General features: G+C 70.3%; 15 protein-coding genes. 2 read left to right on the top strand and 13 right to left on the bottom strand.

The features are described from left to right. Positions 1 to 18 precede the first annotated feature (18 nt). From OV207_RS31020 to OV207_RS30985, 8 genes are all read right to left on the bottom strand, one after another. The gene (locus OV207_RS31020; protein ID WP_267558616.1) at positions 19 to 987 is read right to left on the bottom strand and encodes a M91 family zinc metallopeptidase; all 969 of its coding nucleotides are present in this window, start codon (positions 985 to 987) and stop codon (positions 19 to 21) included. 192 nt (positions 988 to 1,179) lie between these two features. After that, the gene (locus OV207_RS31015; protein WP_267558615.1) at positions 1,180 to 1,743 is read right to left on the bottom strand and encodes a hypothetical protein; all 564 of its coding nucleotides are present in this window, start codon (positions 1,741 to 1,743) and stop codon (positions 1,180 to 1,182) included. Next, positions 1,740 to 2,354, bottom strand: a complete 615-nt coding sequence (locus tag OV207_RS31010) for a hypothetical protein (RefSeq protein WP_267558614.1) — start codon at positions 2,352 to 2,354, stop codon at positions 1,740 to 1,742. Before OV207_RS31010 ends, OV207_RS31015 begins: the two co-directional genes overlap by 4 nt. A gap of 238 nt (positions 2,355 to 2,592) precedes the next feature. Then, the gene (locus OV207_RS31005) at positions 2,593 to 3,960 is read right to left on the bottom strand and encodes a porin (RefSeq protein ID WP_267558613.1); all 1,368 of its coding nucleotides are present in this window, start codon (positions 3,958 to 3,960) and stop codon (positions 2,593 to 2,595) included. Between the two features lie 313 nt (positions 3,961 to 4,273). Further along, positions 4,274 to 5,263 carry a hypothetical protein gene (locus OV207_RS31000; RefSeq protein ID WP_267558612.1) on the bottom strand — a complete coding sequence of 330 codons (990 nt, stop codon included), beginning with the start codon at positions 5,261 to 5,263 and terminating at the stop codon, positions 4,274 to 4,276. 180 nt (positions 5,264 to 5,443) lie between these two features. Beyond that, complete coding sequence (locus OV207_RS30995; protein ID WP_267558611.1) at positions 5,444 to 6,508, bottom strand: HBL/NHE enterotoxin family protein; 1,065 nt, start codon at positions 6,506 to 6,508, stop codon at positions 5,444 to 5,446. Further along, the gene (locus tag OV207_RS30990; protein ID WP_267558610.1) at positions 6,501 to 7,631 is read right to left on the bottom strand and encodes an HBL/NHE enterotoxin family protein; all 1,131 of its coding nucleotides are present in this window, start codon (positions 7,629 to 7,631) and stop codon (positions 6,501 to 6,503) included. Before OV207_RS30990 ends, OV207_RS30995 begins: the two co-directional genes overlap by 8 nt. Positions 7,632 to 7,641: 10 nt before the next feature. After that, positions 7,642 to 8,616 (bottom strand): HBL/NHE enterotoxin family protein, encoded by a 975-nt coding sequence (locus OV207_RS30985; protein WP_267558609.1) that lies wholly within the window; start codon positions 8,614 to 8,616, stop codon positions 7,642 to 7,644. Between the two features lie 253 nt (positions 8,617 to 8,869). Here OV207_RS30985 and OV207_RS30980 point away from each other — a divergent pair, with 253 nt between their 5' ends. Next, complete coding sequence (locus OV207_RS30980) at positions 8,870 to 9,730, top strand: hypothetical protein (protein WP_267558739.1); 861 nt, start codon at positions 8,870 to 8,872, stop codon at positions 9,728 to 9,730. 144 nt (positions 9,731 to 9,874) lie between these two features. Here OV207_RS30980 and OV207_RS30975 read toward each other — a convergent pair whose 3' ends face one another. Both OV207_RS30975 and OV207_RS30970 read right to left on the bottom strand, forming a co-directional pair. Beyond that, on the bottom strand, positions 9,875 to 12,307 hold the full coding sequence (locus tag OV207_RS30975; protein ID WP_267558608.1) for a helicase-related protein: 2,433 nt from the start codon (positions 12,305 to 12,307) through the stop codon (positions 9,875 to 9,877). Between the two features lie 67 nt (positions 12,308 to 12,374). Next, on the bottom strand, positions 12,375 to 13,472 hold the full coding sequence (locus OV207_RS30970) for a vWA domain-containing protein (RefSeq protein WP_267558607.1): 1,098 nt from the start codon (positions 13,470 to 13,472) through the stop codon (positions 12,375 to 12,377). Between the two features lie 192 nt (positions 13,473 to 13,664). On the opposite strand from OV207_RS30970, the gene OV207_RS30965 reads away from it, so the two are divergent. Beyond that, the gene (locus tag OV207_RS30965; protein ID WP_267558606.1) at positions 13,665 to 13,898 is read left to right on the top strand and encodes a hypothetical protein; all 234 of its coding nucleotides are present in this window, start codon (positions 13,665 to 13,667) and stop codon (positions 13,896 to 13,898) included. A gap of 140 nt (positions 13,899 to 14,038) precedes the next feature. Here OV207_RS30965 and OV207_RS30960 read toward each other — a convergent pair whose 3' ends face one another. The 3 genes from OV207_RS30960 to OV207_RS30950 all read right to left on the bottom strand — a co-directional run bounded on the left by OV207_RS30960 (position 14,039) and on the right by OV207_RS30950 (position 18,106). Further along, positions 14,039 to 14,620, bottom strand: a complete 582-nt coding sequence (locus OV207_RS30960; RefSeq protein WP_267558605.1) for a hypothetical protein — start codon at positions 14,618 to 14,620, stop codon at positions 14,039 to 14,041. A 110-nt stretch (positions 14,621 to 14,730) separates the two neighbouring features. Then, a complete protein-coding gene (locus OV207_RS30955) occupies positions 14,731 to 16,683 on the bottom strand; it encodes a DUF7594 domain-containing protein (protein ID WP_267558604.1) in 1,953 nt (650 codons plus the stop codon). A gap of 217 nt (positions 16,684 to 16,900) precedes the next feature. After that, positions 16,901 to 18,106 carry a macrolide family glycosyltransferase gene (locus OV207_RS30950; RefSeq protein ID WP_267558603.1) on the bottom strand — a complete coding sequence of 402 codons (1,206 nt, stop codon included), beginning with the start codon at positions 18,104 to 18,106 and terminating at the stop codon, positions 16,901 to 16,903. Positions 18,107 to 18,196: the final 90 nt, after the last annotated feature.

Raw genomic sequence — 18,196 nt, 5'->3', positions numbered from 1 at the left:
CCACTCCGCTGGGGGCTGCTACTTCTCCAGGTCGCCGACGATCTTCCCGAAGGGGGACGGCGTGCCGGAGAGCCGCTGGAAGAAGTTCCGGGTGTCCGTGCCCTCGTCGAAGTTCTTGAACGCCTCGTCGTTGCTGTTCTTTCCGTCGGGCTTCAGGCCCGAGTAGTCCTGGCGGGACGGCAGGCCGTGCTCGGCGCGGATGGCGTTCTCCGACGGGGCCCAGTTGTTCTTCGTGTGCGGCGTGGGGCGCAGGCCCACGGTCTCGAACTCCTCCGTGAGACGGAGGCGGTTGTCGACCGTGTCCTTCATGTTGTTCGAGAACGCCGGGTGCTGCTTGAAGACGTCCGCGTCGCTGTGCTTGCTGGCCGCCAGGGGGCTCACCTGGACGCCGTTGGCCGCGCGCCAGGCGTGGACCGACTCGTGGCCCAGGCTGTTGAAGCGCTGGCCGGAGTCCTTCTCGTTGTACTTGATGTTGCTGGCCGTGCCCGCGCCGGGCTGACCGTCGAAGCGGTACGCCGGGCGGACGGAGGAGAGGGTGCCGTCGTTCCGGGGCGCGTGCGCCATGGGCATCGCGGAGTTGCGGCCGGAGGAGATGTCCACCACCGTCAGCGGCTTCTGCAGCGTGCCCGTGGCGCCCGGGTTCACGGCCTGGGTGCGGCCGTTGAGCTCCGTCAGCATCTGGTTGCCCACGGGCTTGCTGGTCAGCCGGTTCGTGGAGTTGCGCACGTCCTGCGTGAAGTCCGCGAAGTCCGCGCCGGACTGGCCGCTGTCACGGCGGGTCCGGATGCCCTGGAGCTTCGGATCCACCACGCCGTAGTCCGTCGGCTTGAGGTTGTCCTTGCCCGTCTTCAGCTCCGAGGGCGACACCGGCGCCTTCGGCGTCGCGTTCTCAGGCCGGGCAGGAAGGCTGTTGCTGCGGGGGCGGGAGAGGGGCGAGGAGGAGGAAGAGGAGGAGGGCTTGGAGAACGAAGGGGCGCGGAGCTTCATGGGAGGGCCTCGAGAGTGGAGTGCAGCGACGAATCACCCCTACTGCACCCCTCGTGCCCAACCTTTCGCGCCCCCCGCCGTCCAACGGACCTCCTGATTCCAGGGGGTTGCGCCAGGACCAGGCCCTTCCCGGGGCCTGGCCCTGATGTCTGGAGTCAGGGGCCTGATGGCTGGAGTCATCAGGCCCTGGGTTCACGGCACGGACTGCGTCACCGTGATCTCGACGTCATCCACGTCGCCGTCGGTCATCACGCTGCTGAGGGTCTCCCAGGAGACCCGGACGGTGCCGCCGGACGGCGGCCCCTGTCGCTCGAACTCCAGCCGGTACGTGACGTCGAGCCGGTCCGCCGGGTCTTCCCGCCCCGGGCGGGGGGTCAGGTAGACGTTGCCTTCGGAGCTCCCCGCGCCAAACGCAATCACGTCTTCATCCTCGACGTGCCCATCGCGCTCATCCACGACCCTGAGGCGATACCACGGGTAGACGACCTCCGAGCCGTCCGCCGGGGGACGCCCCCAGGAGCGGGAGAACACGAACGTCAGGTCGCGCGAGGCCACCTTCGCGCCCGTGCCCGGCTTGCCGGCGGCCACCATGCGGACGCGGCGGACGGCCACGGGCTCGCTCGCGCTCAGCTCCAGGGACTCGTCGGGCGGCTGCATCTCCACCAACGTGTCCAGGCCCCCACAGGCCGAAGTCATCAGCACGAGCCCCCCCAACAGCAGGAGGCGTTGGAATGCCTGGCGGAGGTGGGGGCTCATGGCTCGGAGACGCTCACGGAGAAGCCCTTGGGCACATCGTCCGTGTCCACCACCCGGACCCCGGCCTGCGCCGTCCAGTCCAGTTCGACCGTGCCAGGGGCGGCGTTGGCCTGCACTTCAAAGGTCACGTCCACGGTCCACACACAGTCGGATTGCAGGTTGCAGCTCGAGAACAGCATGGTGCTCCCCTCCACGCTCGCGGTTCCCCCTGGCTCCAGGACGGCGGACGCGCTCGGACCGGAGGTGCTGTTCGTCCCCTGCGTCAGGACGACCTTCAGCCAGGGGTTCACCGTCTGGCTCGGGTCGGCGGGGGTCCACCGCGCCTTGGCCCGGACCACCAGATCGCCCTCGGCCTGCTTGGACGGGGGCTTGGTGGCCGTGGCCCGGACGACGAGGCGCCGGGTCACCCGGGGCGCTTCGGTCGTGATGCGCAGGGTCTCCCCCACGTGCTCGTTGGAGAAGACGTCATCGGAGGTGGGCTGCGACGTGGCCACCACGCTGGCGCAGGCCACGAGCAGCACCAGGCGCGCCGCCCAGAAGCGGGCGCGGGAGCCCTGGGGCGAGGACGAAGCGGAGGCTTCCGGAAGGGGGGACGGACTCGTTCGGCGCATGGTTCCGAAGCTCCAGGGTGACGACTCCCGGGCGTTCACGCCGGGAGTGCTGGGGTCGAGCGCGCGAACCGGATGCCTGCGACGGTGATGTCATACCCGACTTGCGCGGGAAGCCAGCATAGCAAGGCAGGTGCCACGTTCCTCCCAGAGGGCGGGAGGGGTCCGGGCGCGCCATCCCTGGCCCCCGCGCGCGACACACGCGTCATGTTCCTGGCGCGCGGCGGGGCCCCTTCCCGGCTCAGTAGTTGAACTGGAGTTGGACGCGCGTCACGTGTCCCTGCTGCTGCGTGTAGGGATGGCGTGAGGAGTTGCGGTCCGCGATGAGGTACGCGCCCGTCAGCTCCAGCGCCTTGAAGATCTGCCACTCCACGCCCAGCTCCAGCTCGCGCACGTCGTAGCGGGGGGCGTTGGTCTCGAACTTCTTGCCGCCCTGGTACAGCGTGCCCCGCAGGTAGGGGATGAGCGACACGCCGAGCACGCCATCCAGCTTGTACATGAGCTGCGCATAGCCGCCGTGCAGGCCGCGGCTGTCGATGAGCAGCCCCTCGTCCGGCCCCGTCCCGAGCGACGGCCCACGGCCCACGTTGTACTCGGCCATGAAGCCCAGGGGCTGCGGGTACACCATCAGGCTGACGATGGCGCGGGCATCCACCATGTCACCGCCCCGCGCGAGCGCGTAGGCCGCGTCGTCGCGCGGCGAGGCGCTGAGATTGAAGCGGCCGTAGTAGCCGCCCACGCCCATCTCCACGAACTGCTTGCCGAAGAGGAAGGGATAGGTGACGCGCGCGACGGCGTGCGGGGTGTTGTTGCGCTCGGCCCGGTTGGCCGTCTGGCCGTTGTAGACGCCCAGGCCCACCACGCCGTAGTCGCCGGAGCCCTTGAGCCCGCTGTCCACCAGGTATTTGAAGCGCGCGCGGATCTCCGCGGGCGCCCAGTAGAAGAACACGCCCAGGTCGCGCTCGTCCTTCAGCGCGCTGTTGACGGCGTCGTTGCGATCCAACGCGAGGCGGTTCTGGCTGGACTGGAGGTTCTCGAAGCCGAAGGGCACCTTCGACTGGCCCACGCGGAAGCGGAACTCCTTCTTCGAGTCCACGGCGATGTCCGCGTACCAGTCCCGCATGATGGCGACGTGGTACTGGTCGCCGATGACGGAGGCGAAGTCCGGCTGCAGGTAGATGGACACATGCTCGTGCACGTCGCCGAAGAAGATGAGCCGCGCGCGACGGATGCCGAAGCCGTTGTCCTTGCCCAGGAAGCGGTCCCCCTGGTCGTTGATGAGCGCGTCGTTCACCCGGAAGCTGGGCAGGCGGTTGTAGCGGACCTGCGTGTAGCCCCGCAGGCTGATGCGCTCGTACCAGGGCTTGTCCTTCTTCACCTCCGGGGGAGGCGGCGCCGCCGGGACCGCGGCGGGGGGCACGGGCGCCTTGGTGGGCTCAGCGGTGGGCTCGATGACGGGCTCGGCCGTGGGCGGGGTTTCCTGCGCCGGTTCGGACACGGGCGCCGCGGGCGCGGCCTCCGACTGCGCGTGGACGACGGGGGCCAGCAGCAGCGACGTGCCGGAGAGCAGGGCCTGGAGGACGGTGCGGTAGCGATGGGTGACGGTCATGAAGGCGTCGGGCCGATCGGGGGGAGCGGAGGCGCTCCCAGTCCCGGAGTTGCGCTTCCGTTACCGGACGGGTTCGAGTCCGACAACACACCCACCCGGGTTGTTGCCACACCGTTACAGGGCCCTCCGCCGTGTCACAGGACGGCCCGACTCTTGTCACACGGATGTGACATTCGGGCGGAGGGACGACGCGCCAGACGGCGGTGCTCGTGGCCCTGTTCCACGGGCTGGTGCACGCGTCCGACGACGCCCATGGCACGCGGGCCAACGGCGAGAGGAGCGGCACGAACCACCGCGAGCCGTCCGCCTGGGGTCAACTGGCGCCGCGGCGCCGTGCCTTCGCTGCGCGGCGCCGCAGCTTCTTGCGCGACGGCGCCCTGGGGGCCGCGGGCGTCCGGGCGAGGTGGAGCATCTGGTAGAGGCTCAGCAGCATCGTCGTCACCGCGAGGGACGCGTCAGGGGCAGCGGCCACCTCGCCCGTCGCGTCCTTCGGGACATGGGGAAGCCAGGACTCCTCCAGCCGGATCCGGAGGTGGAGGCGCTCCCCGCTGACGCGCAGCCGCTGGAGCTTCGCGCCGCGCGGAAGGCGCACGGCCTTCTGGGCCCGGTCCTGTGACAGCGTCGCGAGGTCGGGGTGCCGCTTCGCCTTCACGCGCAGCCGGGCGTCCAGAAACAGGGTGTCGTACTCCTTGACCCGCTTGCGACGCCGGGCTCCATCAGGGCCACGGTCGCTGACCTTGCCCCTGCGGCGCTCCACCGCGCTCAGCCGCAGGTGCGCACCATCCGCCAGCCGCGTCTCCAGCAGGAGCCACGGGTCCAGGATGTCCGGCACCGCCCTCCACCGGGTGAGCTTCATGTCGAAGTAGCTCGACCCCGGCCCCTCGGGACGGGGGTCGGGGCGCAACCGCAGCCGCACGGGTGTGCCGGGCGCGAGGTCCGCCCTGAGGCGCTGGAGCACCCGGAGGACCAGCTCTGGCCGACGGCTCAGCGCATCACCCGGATGGCCTTCCGCGTGGAAGCGACTGGGGAGCAGGTTGCGAAACCCCAGGAAGAGCCCCATCACGAACGCCAGGACTCCCGCCACGACGGACAGGGCTCCGTCGGTGACGTCCATCATCCACAGGCACAGCAGGACGCCCCCCAGCCTCGCCAGGGTGACCAGTAGGGCCTTCACGCGGGGCAGGAAGCGACGGAACTTCTGGATCCCCGGGAGCGCCCCCAGGGCATCCATCACGTCCGGCACGGGGGCTTCGAGCACCAGCGCCTGGGACTTCGGGTCGATGCCCTCGACGGCTGCTGCCACGCGGCCCTCCTTCAATCCTGGCGTGTTCGCGAGCCGGCATTCTACCTGCCCGCGAGCGTCGCCGTGGGCGCTCGGGCACCGTCTACCGGACGTCCGACATCGGGAGCGCCCTCTACCGCTTCGTCCCCCGGCCCCGCCCCCTGCCCCGGCGTCGCGGGGCAGGAGGTGGGCCATCGGACCTCAGGCCGCGACGTCCGCCGCCGGCTGGAGCAGCACCACGGGGAACAGCCCCACCTGCTGCCAGGCCGTGCACTCGTCGAGCAGGAACTGCCAGCCCGCCTTGTTCTCCTCCAGCGCGGGCGCGAGCGGCGGCAGGGGGCTGCCCTGCTGGAGCGCCTGGGAGAGGGCGCCGTAGCCCTGGATCAACGCCGCCCAGGCGAGCCCCATGTCGTTCGCCGCCTGCTGCATGCGGGTGGTGCTCTGGGCCATCAGCGCCGCTTCCTGCGACGCCGTCTGCGCCACCGCGGCCTCCGCGAGCAGCGGATTCAGCTCCGAGTAGAGCGTGGTCAGCGTCTGGATCTGCCGCTCCACGTCGCGCTGCGCCGCGAGGATGTCACCGCTGGTGTTCGCCGTGTTGACGATGATGCCCACGAAGGCCTTCGCCGCGGCCAGGGGGGAGTCCTCGCAGTTGAACATCTTGACGGCCAGTTGGACCAACGCCTTGTCCGTGCCGGACAGCCCCTTCGCGATGGTCTGACAATCCTGGTCGATGGCCGCCAGCGTCTGGGCGATCTGCGCCTCCAGGCTGGCGATCTCCTCATCCCCCGCCGCCGCGACGGCGTCCGCCGCCAGCGCCTCCGACACCCCGGTCGTCACGGTGGAGAGCCGGTGCGCCTCCGCCACGAACACGGCCACGGTGTCCTTCTGCCGCGCGAGGAACTGCGCGAGCAGGTCCAGCCCCTGGGAGAGCTCGAGGGCCGCCTGGGTTCCGGCGGAGCCCCCCTGGTCCACGACCTGGGCCAGATGCTGCAGCCGGGGATACATGGCCATCAACTGGTTGATGAACCCGAGGCTCGCCGCGTCGAGCTTCAGCGCCTGGGGCATCACCGTGCCCAGGCAGGCCCGGGCCACCTCATGCGAGCGGCCCAGGTCCGTGGCGAGGCTCGGCACCGACGCCATGCTCACCACCGGCTGCTGCACCAGGGCCTGCGCGTACATCTGGAGCGTCGTTCCCGCCGCGCCCAGTCCAGCGAGCGCGGTGGTCAGGGGCACGGGGGAAAACACCTCCGGGGACGGCTCACGCATCGTAGTTCTCCTGCTGCACGGGCAACGTGCCGTTCTGCTGGATGGAGACCGCCAGCGCGAGCGTGGTCTCCCAATCCGCGTTGGCGGCCATCAACTGGGAGGCGATCCACGAGGAGGCGTTCTCCGCGACCTCCAACTGGTCGATGGTCGCCTGGAGGTCGGCCGCCAGCGAGGTCCACTGGTTCGCCAGCCCCTGCACCGCGCTCGCGGCCTGGGCACACGCGGAGCTCAGGCTCTGGATGTTGAGCATGGCCGTGTTCATGGTCGTCAGGAGCGTCTGGTCCCGGGCCAGCTCGTTGGTCGCCTTGACCATGTCGTCCTTGGCGTTGTTCCAGTCCACCAGGGCCAGGGAGCCCACGACGGCGCCACCCGCCGCCAGCGCGAAGCCGCCCACCACGACGGCGGTGGACGTTCCCCCGGAGGGGATCTCCGCGAAGATGCCCACGAGGACCGCGATGCTGCCCACGCCCAGGGCGACGGCCGAGCCCGCGATCACCCAGCACGCCGTGTCCATGGCCTTCTGGTCGGCGGCGATGCGCTGATTGAGCGCGGTGATCTCCGTGCTGTCCGCGCCGTACGCGAGGTTGACGTTGACGAAGTCCTGGTTGAAGGCCGCCACGTCCGCGTCCAGCGAGTCGGTGGCGAAGGCCAACAGCGCGGAGGACGTGGCGGTCGCCTGGTCCTTGCCCACGCCGCACTTCTGGATGAGCAGGTTGATACCGTCAATGAACTGCTGCTGGTTGTCTCCCTCATCGATGTGATTGGCCAGGTGGAGCAGCTGGCGGTACATCGCGTTCCACTGGTTGCCGTACCCGATGATGGTGGCCAGCAGCGCCACCATCTGGGGGTTGAGCGTCTGCAGGTAGTAGCGCGCGTGGGCCTGCGCGTTGGCCTGGTCCACCGGGAGCTGCTCCACGACGGTGGAGCCCGACAGGGTGTCCACCTCCGCCGGCAGGTTCATGATGGGCGTCTGGAGCACGACGTTCGTGTACATCTGCATGACGGCCGCGGCGGTCTGCGTGTCCGTCATGCCGGTGGACAGCCCGCTGCCGCCAATGTCTGGCGTGTCGGAGTCCGTGTCGCTGGTCTGCGCTGCGTTCGTGGCGGTCGCTGTGGTGGTCATGATGTTCCTTTCATCCAATGCCCAGCAGGAGGGAGGCCTGCCGGGCAAGGTTGTCCCAATCCGCCTTCACGGCCGCGAGCAGCGACGGCGTGAAGAGGCCATACGTGGTGATGTCTTCGCCCTGCAGCAGCACGGTGAAGTTCGAGTCCAGGACGTTCCAGCCGTTGTCGAGCGTGCCGATGCCACCCGCCAGCGCCGTGAGGAACGTCTGGTATTCGGAGACCTGGGCGCTGGTGCCGCCCGCCTCGCGCGCGTCCGCCGCGGCGGCGTTGGCCTGGGCATTGAGCTGGGATTGCTGTTCGCGCAGCTCGCGGTCCTTGCCCGTGAGCATGTTGATCGTCTGCTCCAGCGCCGCGACGTAGTAGTGGCCCTGGAGGTACGCGAGCGCGATCTGCTGCTGGTCCTCATGGATCTGCTCCTCCACCTTGTCCGCGGCCTGGCTCGCGGCCTGGGCGGCCTGCGTGTCCTGGGCCTGGAGCTGGATGAGGACGTTCTGGTCCGCGTTGAGCTGGGAGATGTCCGCGTCGATCAACGTCTCATACGTCACCAGTTGGGTGTGGACGCTGGCGGTCGCCGTCGCGGTGGCCTGGGTGTCCGCCTGGAGCTGGGCGAGCACCTGCTGGAAGGGCGCGATGGCGGTGGCGTCACCGGCGGCCAGCCGCACGGAGAGGGGGGCGAGCTGCGCGTAGGCCGCGTCGAACGTCTGCCCGAACCGGGCCACGCCCGCGAGCGTCGACAGCACCTGGGGACGGTAGGTGGTGGTCCAGAGCGCCGCGTCCGCGCGCGCCTTCTCCGCGTCGGCGGAGAGGCTGGGGACCTGCGTGCTGGTGGGCACGCTCAGCGCGAGCAGCGCGGCCACCGCCGCGTCGACCTGCGGCACGGCGGCGTTGGTGTCGAGCACGCCCTGCGTGAGGGCGTCCGGCGGAGCGATGGAGAGCGCACTGGAGGTGGATGAAACAAAGGCGGTGGCGACCTGGGCGGACATGGCCCGGCTTCATTGCAACCCGGAGACCAGCCCTCCGGATCAGCCTGCGTCCCCGGAGGACCGGGCTTCCCCCCCAAGGAGGAGCGTGGGGTTGCGTCCGCATGGGACGCGGCTGCGTCTTCACCGGAGCCCAGCGGCCCGCGGCGCCACGGCGCCAGCCAACACGGTGCGCGAACCTCCCAGCCCTGAACGGTCGCTGGACCCACCTCGTTGACAAAACAGGTAAAATTGGATTTCCATTTTTAACATGAACATGAAAAATCCAGCTCTCGGTGTGTTGGCCCTGGTCTCCGTGGCGTGTGGCGGTGAGGCGTCGGTGGACGACGACGCGGTGGGCTCCACGCAGCAGGCGGCCTTCTCCGGGGTGAACGGGACGGTGTGCGAGGAGAGCCCGTACAACTGCAAGCTGCGGCCCTCCGGCGGCAACCGCGTCCTCACCAACGACCCGGACGACGACGACTCCTGGGCGCTCAACACGGGCGGTCCTGTCCGCGACGGCAACGGCACGGTGGTGGGCACCTCCACCCGGACGAGCGCCACGTTCAACCACGGGCAGACGCGCACCTTCGCCGGGGAGCTGCACGCCTTCGCGGTGTCGACGTCGAACTCCAGCGCGGGCTGGCTGCCCATGTCCGCCATCAAGGGCCGCACGTCCTTCGAGGACAAGGTCGGGCACGTCTCCGCGCTGAGCTCGGGCCTGGCGAAGATGGCGTGCTACGCCGTGCGCAACTCGCACGACACGACGCTGGAGTTCAAGAAGGTGGTCTACGACTCCGACGCGGTCCACGAGCGCGCGGGCGACTACCTGCCGCTGGTGCGAGCCAATGGCCTGCGTTCGGCGAACTTCACCTTCAACGTGCCGGGCTTCGGGCTGGGCGGCGTGGCGGTGGACCACTTCCCCGCGGGCACGAAGTTCCAGCGCCTGGACGTGCCGACGAACTCCGGCGCCCCGTCCATCGACATCCCGCTCTGGGTCCAGGACAGCGCGGGCCGCTACCGCCAGCAGTCGGGCACCATGAAGTTCATCTACGGCTACGTCATCGCCGCGACGGGCACCCGCCGCAACGGGTGGATGGCGTACGACGCGCTCCAGGTCAGCTCCGGCTGCCCCTGAGCCGGGCCCAGGTCTCCGGCGTCACCCGCCGTGCCAGCGCGCCTCGCGGTCGCGCTGGCAGGGCCCGGCCTTGCGCGTGGACCACCCGCCCGGAGATGGAGCCCGCGTGGAGGTCCCGGCCCCCTTCGTGGATGAGGGCGTGCGTCAGCCGCTCCCCTCCCCGGTCCCGCTCCTCCGGGGAGGTGGCTGGGCGCCAGCGGGAGGCCCCCGGGCGCCCCCCTTCTCCTGAGCCGTCGCGGGTGGTTTGCCGCCCCGCCTGCGGCGCCGCCGCTTCGCCGGAGTGCCCCCCGCGAGGCCACCGAGTTCACGCAGGACCCGCCGGTGGACCCCACCCTCCAAGCGCAGCTCCTGCATCAGCGGCTGCACCTGCCGGGCCCCCTGCGGGTGGCGCAGCGCTTCGCCCAGCCGCTCAACGATGTCGATCCGCAACGCCACGCCGCCGAGCACCTCATACCCGAGGACTCGCGCCGACAGGCCCCCCAGCGCCGCGACCTCCAGCACCGGCTCTCGTGGAGCGCCCGGGGGCGCCGGCCGCTGGTGGAACAGCGCGGTCAGCATGCAGCGCCGCTCCAGCGCATGCGGCGCGAGCGCGTTGGCGACGTAGAAGAAGCGCTGTCCCTCGCGGACGCCCAGCGCCCGGAAGCGCTCCCGGGTCTCTTCGTCCAGGAGCCGCCACTGCTCGTGCGCTTCCGCCTGGGAGATGACCCCCAGCCCTTCGGCCAGACGGTAGGCGAGTCCCCGCGCCGCCCCGGAGCGCCCCGCGCCAGCGAAGGACTCCGAGGGAAAGCCTCCCATCGCCTCGGTCACGAGGTCGCGCGCCAGGGCCATCAGCCGGCGCTCCAGCTGCCGCCGCGCGCCGCCCGTCCAGACCTCCGACTCCGTGAGGGCCAGCTGCGGGGAGCGCCGGTCCTTCCCGCGCACCAGCCGGGCCAGCGGCTCCCCTTCGAAGGCGATGGTCCCCACCGCGTCCACCTGGAAGGCGTCATGGGTCGCGTCCACCACGCGCTGGACGAACTGCTCCTCCGTCATCGCGGTTCCGTCCGTGCCCGGCACCTCGCCCAGCAGCAGCCCCAGCTTGGCGAAGGGGCTGTCCGAACCGGCCAGGGGCCGCGCGGGGTTCCTCACGAAGCGGCGGGGACTGCGACGCGCCGCGCGCTGCACGAAGCGCTCCACCAGCCGCTCGTGCAGGGCATCCCCCAACGCGTCCTCGATGCGGCGGGTGCGCTCCTGCCAGGCCTCCGCGTCGTCCAGCCAGCCCGGGCGATGACTGATGTACGTCCAGATGCGGATGGCGGCCAGCCGGTCCATCAGCGTGTGGATGTCTCCCGACACGTCATCCAGCGGTGACACCTGGCGGGCAAGCCAGCCCGCATCCAGCCTCCCATCGCCCGCGGACAACTGGAGGAAGGTGTCGCGCAGCAGCGAGACATGCAGCCCGAAGAGTCCCTTGCGGAAGTCCGGCACCTGGCAGACCTGCCACAGCAGCTCCACCATGCCACGGTCGGTGGCGACGTCCTGGATGGCCGGGAGGCTGGAGAGGTGCCGGAGCGCGTCGAAGTCGTCCGCGCGCTCCACCCGGACGAAGGCGTGGTGACGCGGCGCCTGTGACAGGGAATCCAGCAGGGACTCCGGGCTCGTGAAATCCAGTGAGGCATTGCGCCAGATGAGGCTCTGGATCGCCGGGAACCGGTGGGTCTCAATGGCTGACACCACCCGGGGCGACAGCTCCGGCAGCGTGTTCAGCGTCGCGAAGCTCCCGTCGTTCAGGTGGCGCCCTGCCCGGCCGGCGATCTGCGCCAGCTCGTCCGGGAAGAGGTCCCGGGGCTCGGAGCCGTCGAACTTGGAGAGCGCGGCGAAGGCCACGTGGTTGAGGTCCAGGTTCAACCCCATCCCAATGGCATCCGTGGCCACCAGGTATTGGACCTCGCCGGCCTGATACATGGCCACCTGGGCGTTGCGCGTCCTGGGGGAGAGCGCGCCCAGCACCACCGCGACCCCGCCCCGCAGGCGGCGCAGGGCCTCCGCGAGCTCGTACACGCGGTCCGCGGAGAACGCGACCACGGCGGAGCGCGGCGGCAGGCTCTTCAGGGAGCGATGCCCGGCGTAGCGCAGCTGGGACAGGCGGGTGGCGCGCTTCAGTGACGCCTGTGGGATGAGCGACTGCACCATCGGGCGCATCGTCTCCGCGCCCAGGAACCAGGTCTCCTTCAGCCCGCGTGCGTGGAGCAGCCGGTCGGTGAAGACGTGTCCGCGCTCGCGGTGGGCGGCGAGTTGGATCTCATCCACGGCGAGGAAGTCGACGGGCCGGTCGGTCGGCATCGCCTCGACCGTGCAGATCCAATAGTCGGGGCGCGGGGGCACCCGCTTCTCCTCCCCCGTCATCAAGGCCACCCGCCCCTCACCCACCCGGGCGGTCACCCGGTCGTAGACCTCCCGGGCAAGCAGGCGCAGCGGCAGCCCCATGATGCCCGAGTCGTGTTCGAGCATGCGCTCGATGGCGCGGTGGGTCTTCCCGGTGTTGGTGGGCCCCAGCTCCGCCACGACGACGGACGAGCGGTGGGATGGGCTGGAGGTCATGGGCGAAGATTAACCCCGACCCGGCCCCTCCGCCCTGGGACGTCCGCGCCTCCCGGCGGCCCGCGCGTCAGGCCGCGGCGCTGCCGCGCGCCCCGTCCCAGTCCTCCACCTCGTAGAGGAACTTCGTGCCGCCCTTGAGCTTCCGGTTGGCGGACGTGCTCTGGACGAAGACGACGTACTTCTCCAGGCTGGAGGGCCGGATGCGCACCGTCTCGCCCGGCGGCAGGCCAAGCATCTCCCGGGCCCGCTCGCCGCTGTAGAAGTCGCCCGTCTTGCGGTCCATCAGCACCACTTCCTTGCGGCCCTGGATGGTCTCCGTCTTGGTGAACTCGTAGAAGCCGCGCCCCGTCTTGAAGCCCAGGCCGTTCTCCGTCACGAACTCCTTGATGGCGCTGTCCCCCTCCACCTCCAGCACCTGGAAGCGCCCCGGCGGCACCGCCCGCAGGTCCGTCTCACCGAACAGGGTGGACGCGGCCCGCTTGAGCATCGTGTTGAACATGGAGTTCAGGCCACGGCTCATGCGGCCTTCGCGGGACACCTCCGCTTCGTACGCTTGGAGCTGCGCGTCCGAGGACTGCTTGTAGCAGACGGCCAGCACCATGTCGGTGACGTGCGCGAACTGATCCAGGCTCAGGTGGAAGCCGCCCGACTTCTCCGCCAGCGTCTTGTAGAACGGCGTCGCGTGACGGCGGTTCAGGGCCTGCACGCCATAGACAGGCACGCCCATCTTCCCCAGGGCGTCCACCTCCTTGCGCCAGTCCAGCTTCTGGGGGTTGTCGTGGGGCGAGTGCGGGACGTCATCCCCAATCAGGACGAACACCTTCCTGTAGCCCTCCGTCCACGACAGGCTTCGCGCTTCGTGCAACACCAGCTCATAGCACTCCGGGGCGTCTCCGCCCCCCGTCTGCTCCACCTTCTCCACGAAGCGCGTGATGGCCTTCGCGTCGTCGGTGAGGTCCAACGCCTTCGTCACGTACGTGGAGCGCGCGTCACAGTAGTCCCCGTGCGCGATGATGCCGATGCGGATGCCCGGGATCTCCTTGGTGAGCCGGGCCACGGCGCCCCCCAGCTTCTTGCGGACCTGCGCGAGGCACGGATACATGCTGCCGGTGGTGTCAAAGCTGAAGACGACCTCGACGCGGTTATCAATCACAGACGTGCTCATGGAGCGCTCCCCCTCGTTCGTTCTTGGCGGCGACAAGAAGAACAGTACGTGGAGGGTCTGACATGGAACGCCCCCTGGAGGTGGCGGGTCCACGAGGACCGCCTGGGGTGCTCGGGACAGGGCCTTGGCCCGCCGCCAATGACAGCGCTATCCTGGCAAGGCAGCACAACCCTTCAAGAACAGGAGCACCCCATGCGAGCGACAATCATTGCCGGGCTGATGGCGGTTGGATTTCTGGTCGGCTGTGGCGGGGTCGAGGCGCCGGAGGAGATGAGCCCGGGAGAGGTGGAGCGCATCGTCGCGACGGCGACGCCCGGCCCCTGCACCGACGCCTGCGACGCGAAGTACTACCAGTGCTACTACGGCGGCGGCGACCCGTTCTACTGCTCGTCGTACCGCGCGTACTGCATCTCGCAGTGTCCGTGACGCCGCGCCGCCGCACGACGTTCACGACCGCGTAGAAAGCCTCGGCCTCGACCCTTCCGCTGGAGGGGCGAGGCCGGGTGGGTTGCTCTACCTGTGCGACAGTCGGACCCGTTCCCCAGGCACCGGCGGGGACCGGCGCGTCACCGCGAGGGGTAGCCTTCCTGGTTCTGCCGCCGCTGCTCCTCCTGCTGGCGCTGGCGCTCCTCATACCTCGCGGCGGCTGCCGCATCCTCGGCCTGGCTCTTCGCCAGGGCCGCGGGGGCATCCCGCACGAGGATGGGCGCGAGTTCCTTCAGCCCCGCGACCAGGACCGGGAAGGGCACCGCCTCCGGGTGCACCAGGATGGACCAGTCGTCCTTCAGCGACGAGCGCTCCGCCTTGAACGCGAGCGCGTCATGCGACCACTCTTCGGGGAGCACCACCTTCGCGTTCCAGGAAGTGCGGCCCACCGCATCGCAGTGCGTGATGAAGACGTTGCGCCGGTACGCCTCCCGTTGACTGGACCTGCTCCACTGATTGTATTCGATGCGACACGCATTGACCGTGCGCAGCTGGGCCTGCACCGACGCGAGCGCCTCCAGGTCACCGACGTCGGTCTTGCCCGCGTCACGGCCCAGCAGCTTCACCGCCGCGAAGATGCCGCCCCCCATCGCCACCACCGTGACGCCGAGCATGAAGAGGACCCTGGACCCACCCGACTTCGAAGCGGCTGTTGCGTTCATGGCGCTCCACCCTAGCAGTCCGCGCCCACGCGGAAGGAACCCCCGAAGCCCGCTGGCGGCGGCCCGTGAGGCTGGAGCGGGGCTCCGGCCTCACGGGGTCCCCCGGACGCTCAGGGCGCCAGCTTCAACAGGAGCAGGTCCGCGCCCCGCGAGGGGCCGAACGGCGTCGGCCCCACGTGCGTGATGCCCCTGAGCGTGCCCCCGAAGAGCGTGGTGCCGTCCGGGGTGACGGCGACCAGGGGGTCGGAGTGGTTCGTGCCCACGATCCGGGACCACTGGTGGGCGCCATCCGGCCCGTAGCTCGCCACGAACGACTGGGGGTCGTTCCCGCGCGTCGGACCGATGAGGCCGCCGCCCAGGTCCACCGCACCGCCGGAGATGCCCGCCAGCTTGAAGCGGCCTTGCGCGTCCACGGCCACCTTGGACACGGACTCGGCCGCGTCGGCACCGTGCTTGCGCGCCCAGCGGTCCGTGCCTGACGCCTCCAGCGCGCCCAGCATCACGTCCGCGTTGCCGCCGTCCCATTCATCCGCCTGGGTGCTCTCCAGCGTCTGCCCCGCGAAGGTGAAGCGCCGGGTGAAGTTGCCGGCGAAGGCCACCGCGTCCCCGGGCAGGGCCGCCACCCCCACCATCCTGCCCTGGGCGCCGTTCAGCGCCCGGCTCCAGAGCAGCGTCCCCGCCGGGGAGAACTTCGCGACGAGGGGGTTCTCCCGGTGCGTCGCGCCCAGCACCGGGCTGCCGTCGGCGTTCCTGCTCGCATACCCCGCGAGCAACACGTTGCCCGCGCTGTCCGTGGCCAGCCCCTCCCCCTGGGCTCCCCAGAGGCCGCCCTCGTAGGCCCTGGACCACAGGTGCACGCCCTCCCAGGAGTACTTCGCGATGAACATGCCGGGCACCGCATCATCGAAGGCGCCGCCTCCGGGGCCCGCGTACAGCTCCCCGCCGCCCAGGTTGGCGCGGCCGAAGAAGTACCCGGTGAAGATGAGGCTGCCATTGGCATCCGTGGCCACGGCGTTGGCGCGGATGGGCAGGGGATCATACCCATCCCCCGTCACGAGGCCGGCGGTGAAGCCCTTCGCCCAGGTGAGCTGCCCCACGGGAGAGAACTTGGCGATGAAGGTGCCGTGATAGGGGCTGGTGGGCAGCGGCCCCTGACCGAAGTCCGGTGTCCCCGCGTAGCCACCCACCACCAGCACGTTGCCCAGCGGCGTGAGCGTCACGCTGGTGACGGTCAGCGTCGCGGAGGCCTGCGGGAACGCGCGAGACCACTCATGCGTGCCATCCGGGTGGAACCGGCCAAGCATCAGCCCGCCCTGGCTGGGGAACGTGGCCCCGCCCAGGGAGCCCGCGCCCGTATAGACCCCCGCGACGACGTGGCCGCCATTGCTGGTCGTGGCCAGCGCCTGCACCACCTCATCGCCCCCGCCGCCCCGGAGCACTGCCTGGGTGAGCCCGCCGCCGCTGCCCTGGTAGGTGCAGACGGTCTGGGCATGGGTCAGCACGAGCACCGGCCGCAGCTCCCGGCGGGGGTCCTCGTTGGAGACGAAGTCCATGCCGTTGCCGCCCTCGGGAACCAGGACGAAGGCGTGGGCGCCGCTGCCCTTGACGACGGACGACACGTCGTACTCCACCCAGCTCCCCGAGGCGACCTCCCCCACGTTGCCCAGCGCCGTCCCCACGGGCGCCGGACGCGTGTTCCACGTCAGCGTGTCCGTCCAGCCGGATTGGGTCTTGTAGAGGGCGGGCCCGTTGGTGGAGCCATCCGTGGCGAACAGCCGCAGCCGCGCCTGGATGAAGCCGTCGAAGCCGCTGAAGCGGAAGTCCAGATAGGTCTCCTGCCGGGGAGAGCCATCCGAGACCAGCATCACCGACGTGCCATGGCTCGCGTCCGGCGAGGCCTGTTCAACGTAAGTGTCGTAGGTCGCTGGGAGGTGATCCTCCGTGTAGACGGTCCTGGGCTGGCATTGCTCCGTCACCGCCGCCGCCTTCGTGGACCGCAACGCGGGAGCGTCCAGTCCATCCCCGCCACCACACGCCACCATCAATCCCAGGGCGGGCAACAAGCCCAGTCCCCTCCTCCAGCCCTTCAAGTCCATGCTCACCTTCCCGGACGAATGTCCGGGCGGCGCAATTGCATGCGCGGGGCCAAAGGCAGACACATCCCAGACATGGAAAATGCGAGAGGGGCTGGAAGGACGGCGATGGCGCGGGGTGACGAACTTCCCATCCTGGGATGTCCGCCGGCCCCCGAGGGCAGTCCACCGTCCACGACGCGCCGGCTCAGCGCGCGGCGGCGCGTGTCTCTGAAAGGAACTCGGCCTCCAGCACGTCGGCGGCGCGAGCGGCGCTCCCCTCCTCGCGCGATTGCTTCCGGAGGGCCGCGAGCCGGGTGGCGACCTGGGGATCCTCCGTGAGCTGGAGCAGCGCCGAGCGCAGGGCCTCCGGCGTGGCCTGCTCGGTGTCCAGGCGTCGGGCCACGCCGAGCGCGACGAGCTGGTCGGCGTTGGCGAACTGATCCGAGGCCTGGGGCACGGCGATCATCGGCACGCCGCAGGCCAGGCCCTCCTGGGAGCCGCCCATGCCCGCGTGGGTGACGAAGGCATCCGCCTGCTCCAGCACCGCCAGCTGCGGCACCCAGGGGTGCACCTCCACGTTGGCCGGAATCGCTCCCAGTTCGTCGGGCCGCATGTTCTTGCCAATCTGGAGCACGACGTGCCAGCCGGGGAGCCCACCGAAGGCGGCAAGACAGGCCCGGTAGAACGCCGGCTGCTGGGTGAAGGCCGAGCCGAGCGACACCAGCACCACCTTTTGCGCGCCCGGGGGACGCTGCCATGAGCCCTGGCCGGAGCGGTCCCCGAAGCAGGGCCCCACGAAGGTGAAGCGCTGGCGGTCCACCCGGTCCTCGTGGGGCTGCAATGCGCGCGGGATGAGCACCAGGCCGCGCGGGGGCCGGCCGACGAAGCCCAGGGAGTCGGGCTGGGCCACGCCGCAGCTGGCGAGCCATTCGGTGTAGCGCCGGTGGTGCGCCACGGCGCCGGGGTCGGTGCGCAGCCACTCCATCAGCGGCGCCATGTCCTGCTCGTAGCCCTCCCAGGCCACGGAGGCGGGCGAGAGCTGGACGCAGGGCAGGCCCCAGTTCTCCGCGAGGATGCGCGCCGTCGAACAGCCGATGTCGTACAGGAAGAGGTCCGGCCGGTCGTGCTCGTAGGCCGCGCGCAGCTGCGGAAGCATAGAGATGGCGTCGTCCAGGAACACGTCCAGCTGCGCCGCCGTGTCCTCGGGCCAGGGCTCCCCGGGGCGCGGGAGGGTGGAGCGGTAGGGCACCAGCTCCGCGCCCGTGCTGGAGACGACCTCCGCGAAGGACGCGTCGTTGGCGTACGTCACCCGGTGGCCCCGGGAGACCAGCTCCCGGATGAGCTCCAGGCTCGGGTTCACGTGGCCGTGGGCGGGGATGCTGACCATGGCGATGTGGGCACGACGGGACATGTGCACGCTCCTGGGCGACGAAACGAGACGGAACGTCTCGTTTCACCAAGACCTACGCGCGCCGGAGGTTGCTGTCAAGACGAGACGTTC

Source organism: Corallococcus sp. BB11-1, assembly GCF_026626625.1.
Taxonomy (GTDB): domain Bacteria; phylum Myxococcota; class Myxococcia; order Myxococcales; family Myxococcaceae; genus Corallococcus; species Corallococcus soli.
This window is presented reverse-complemented; position numbering and strand designations above follow the sequence as displayed.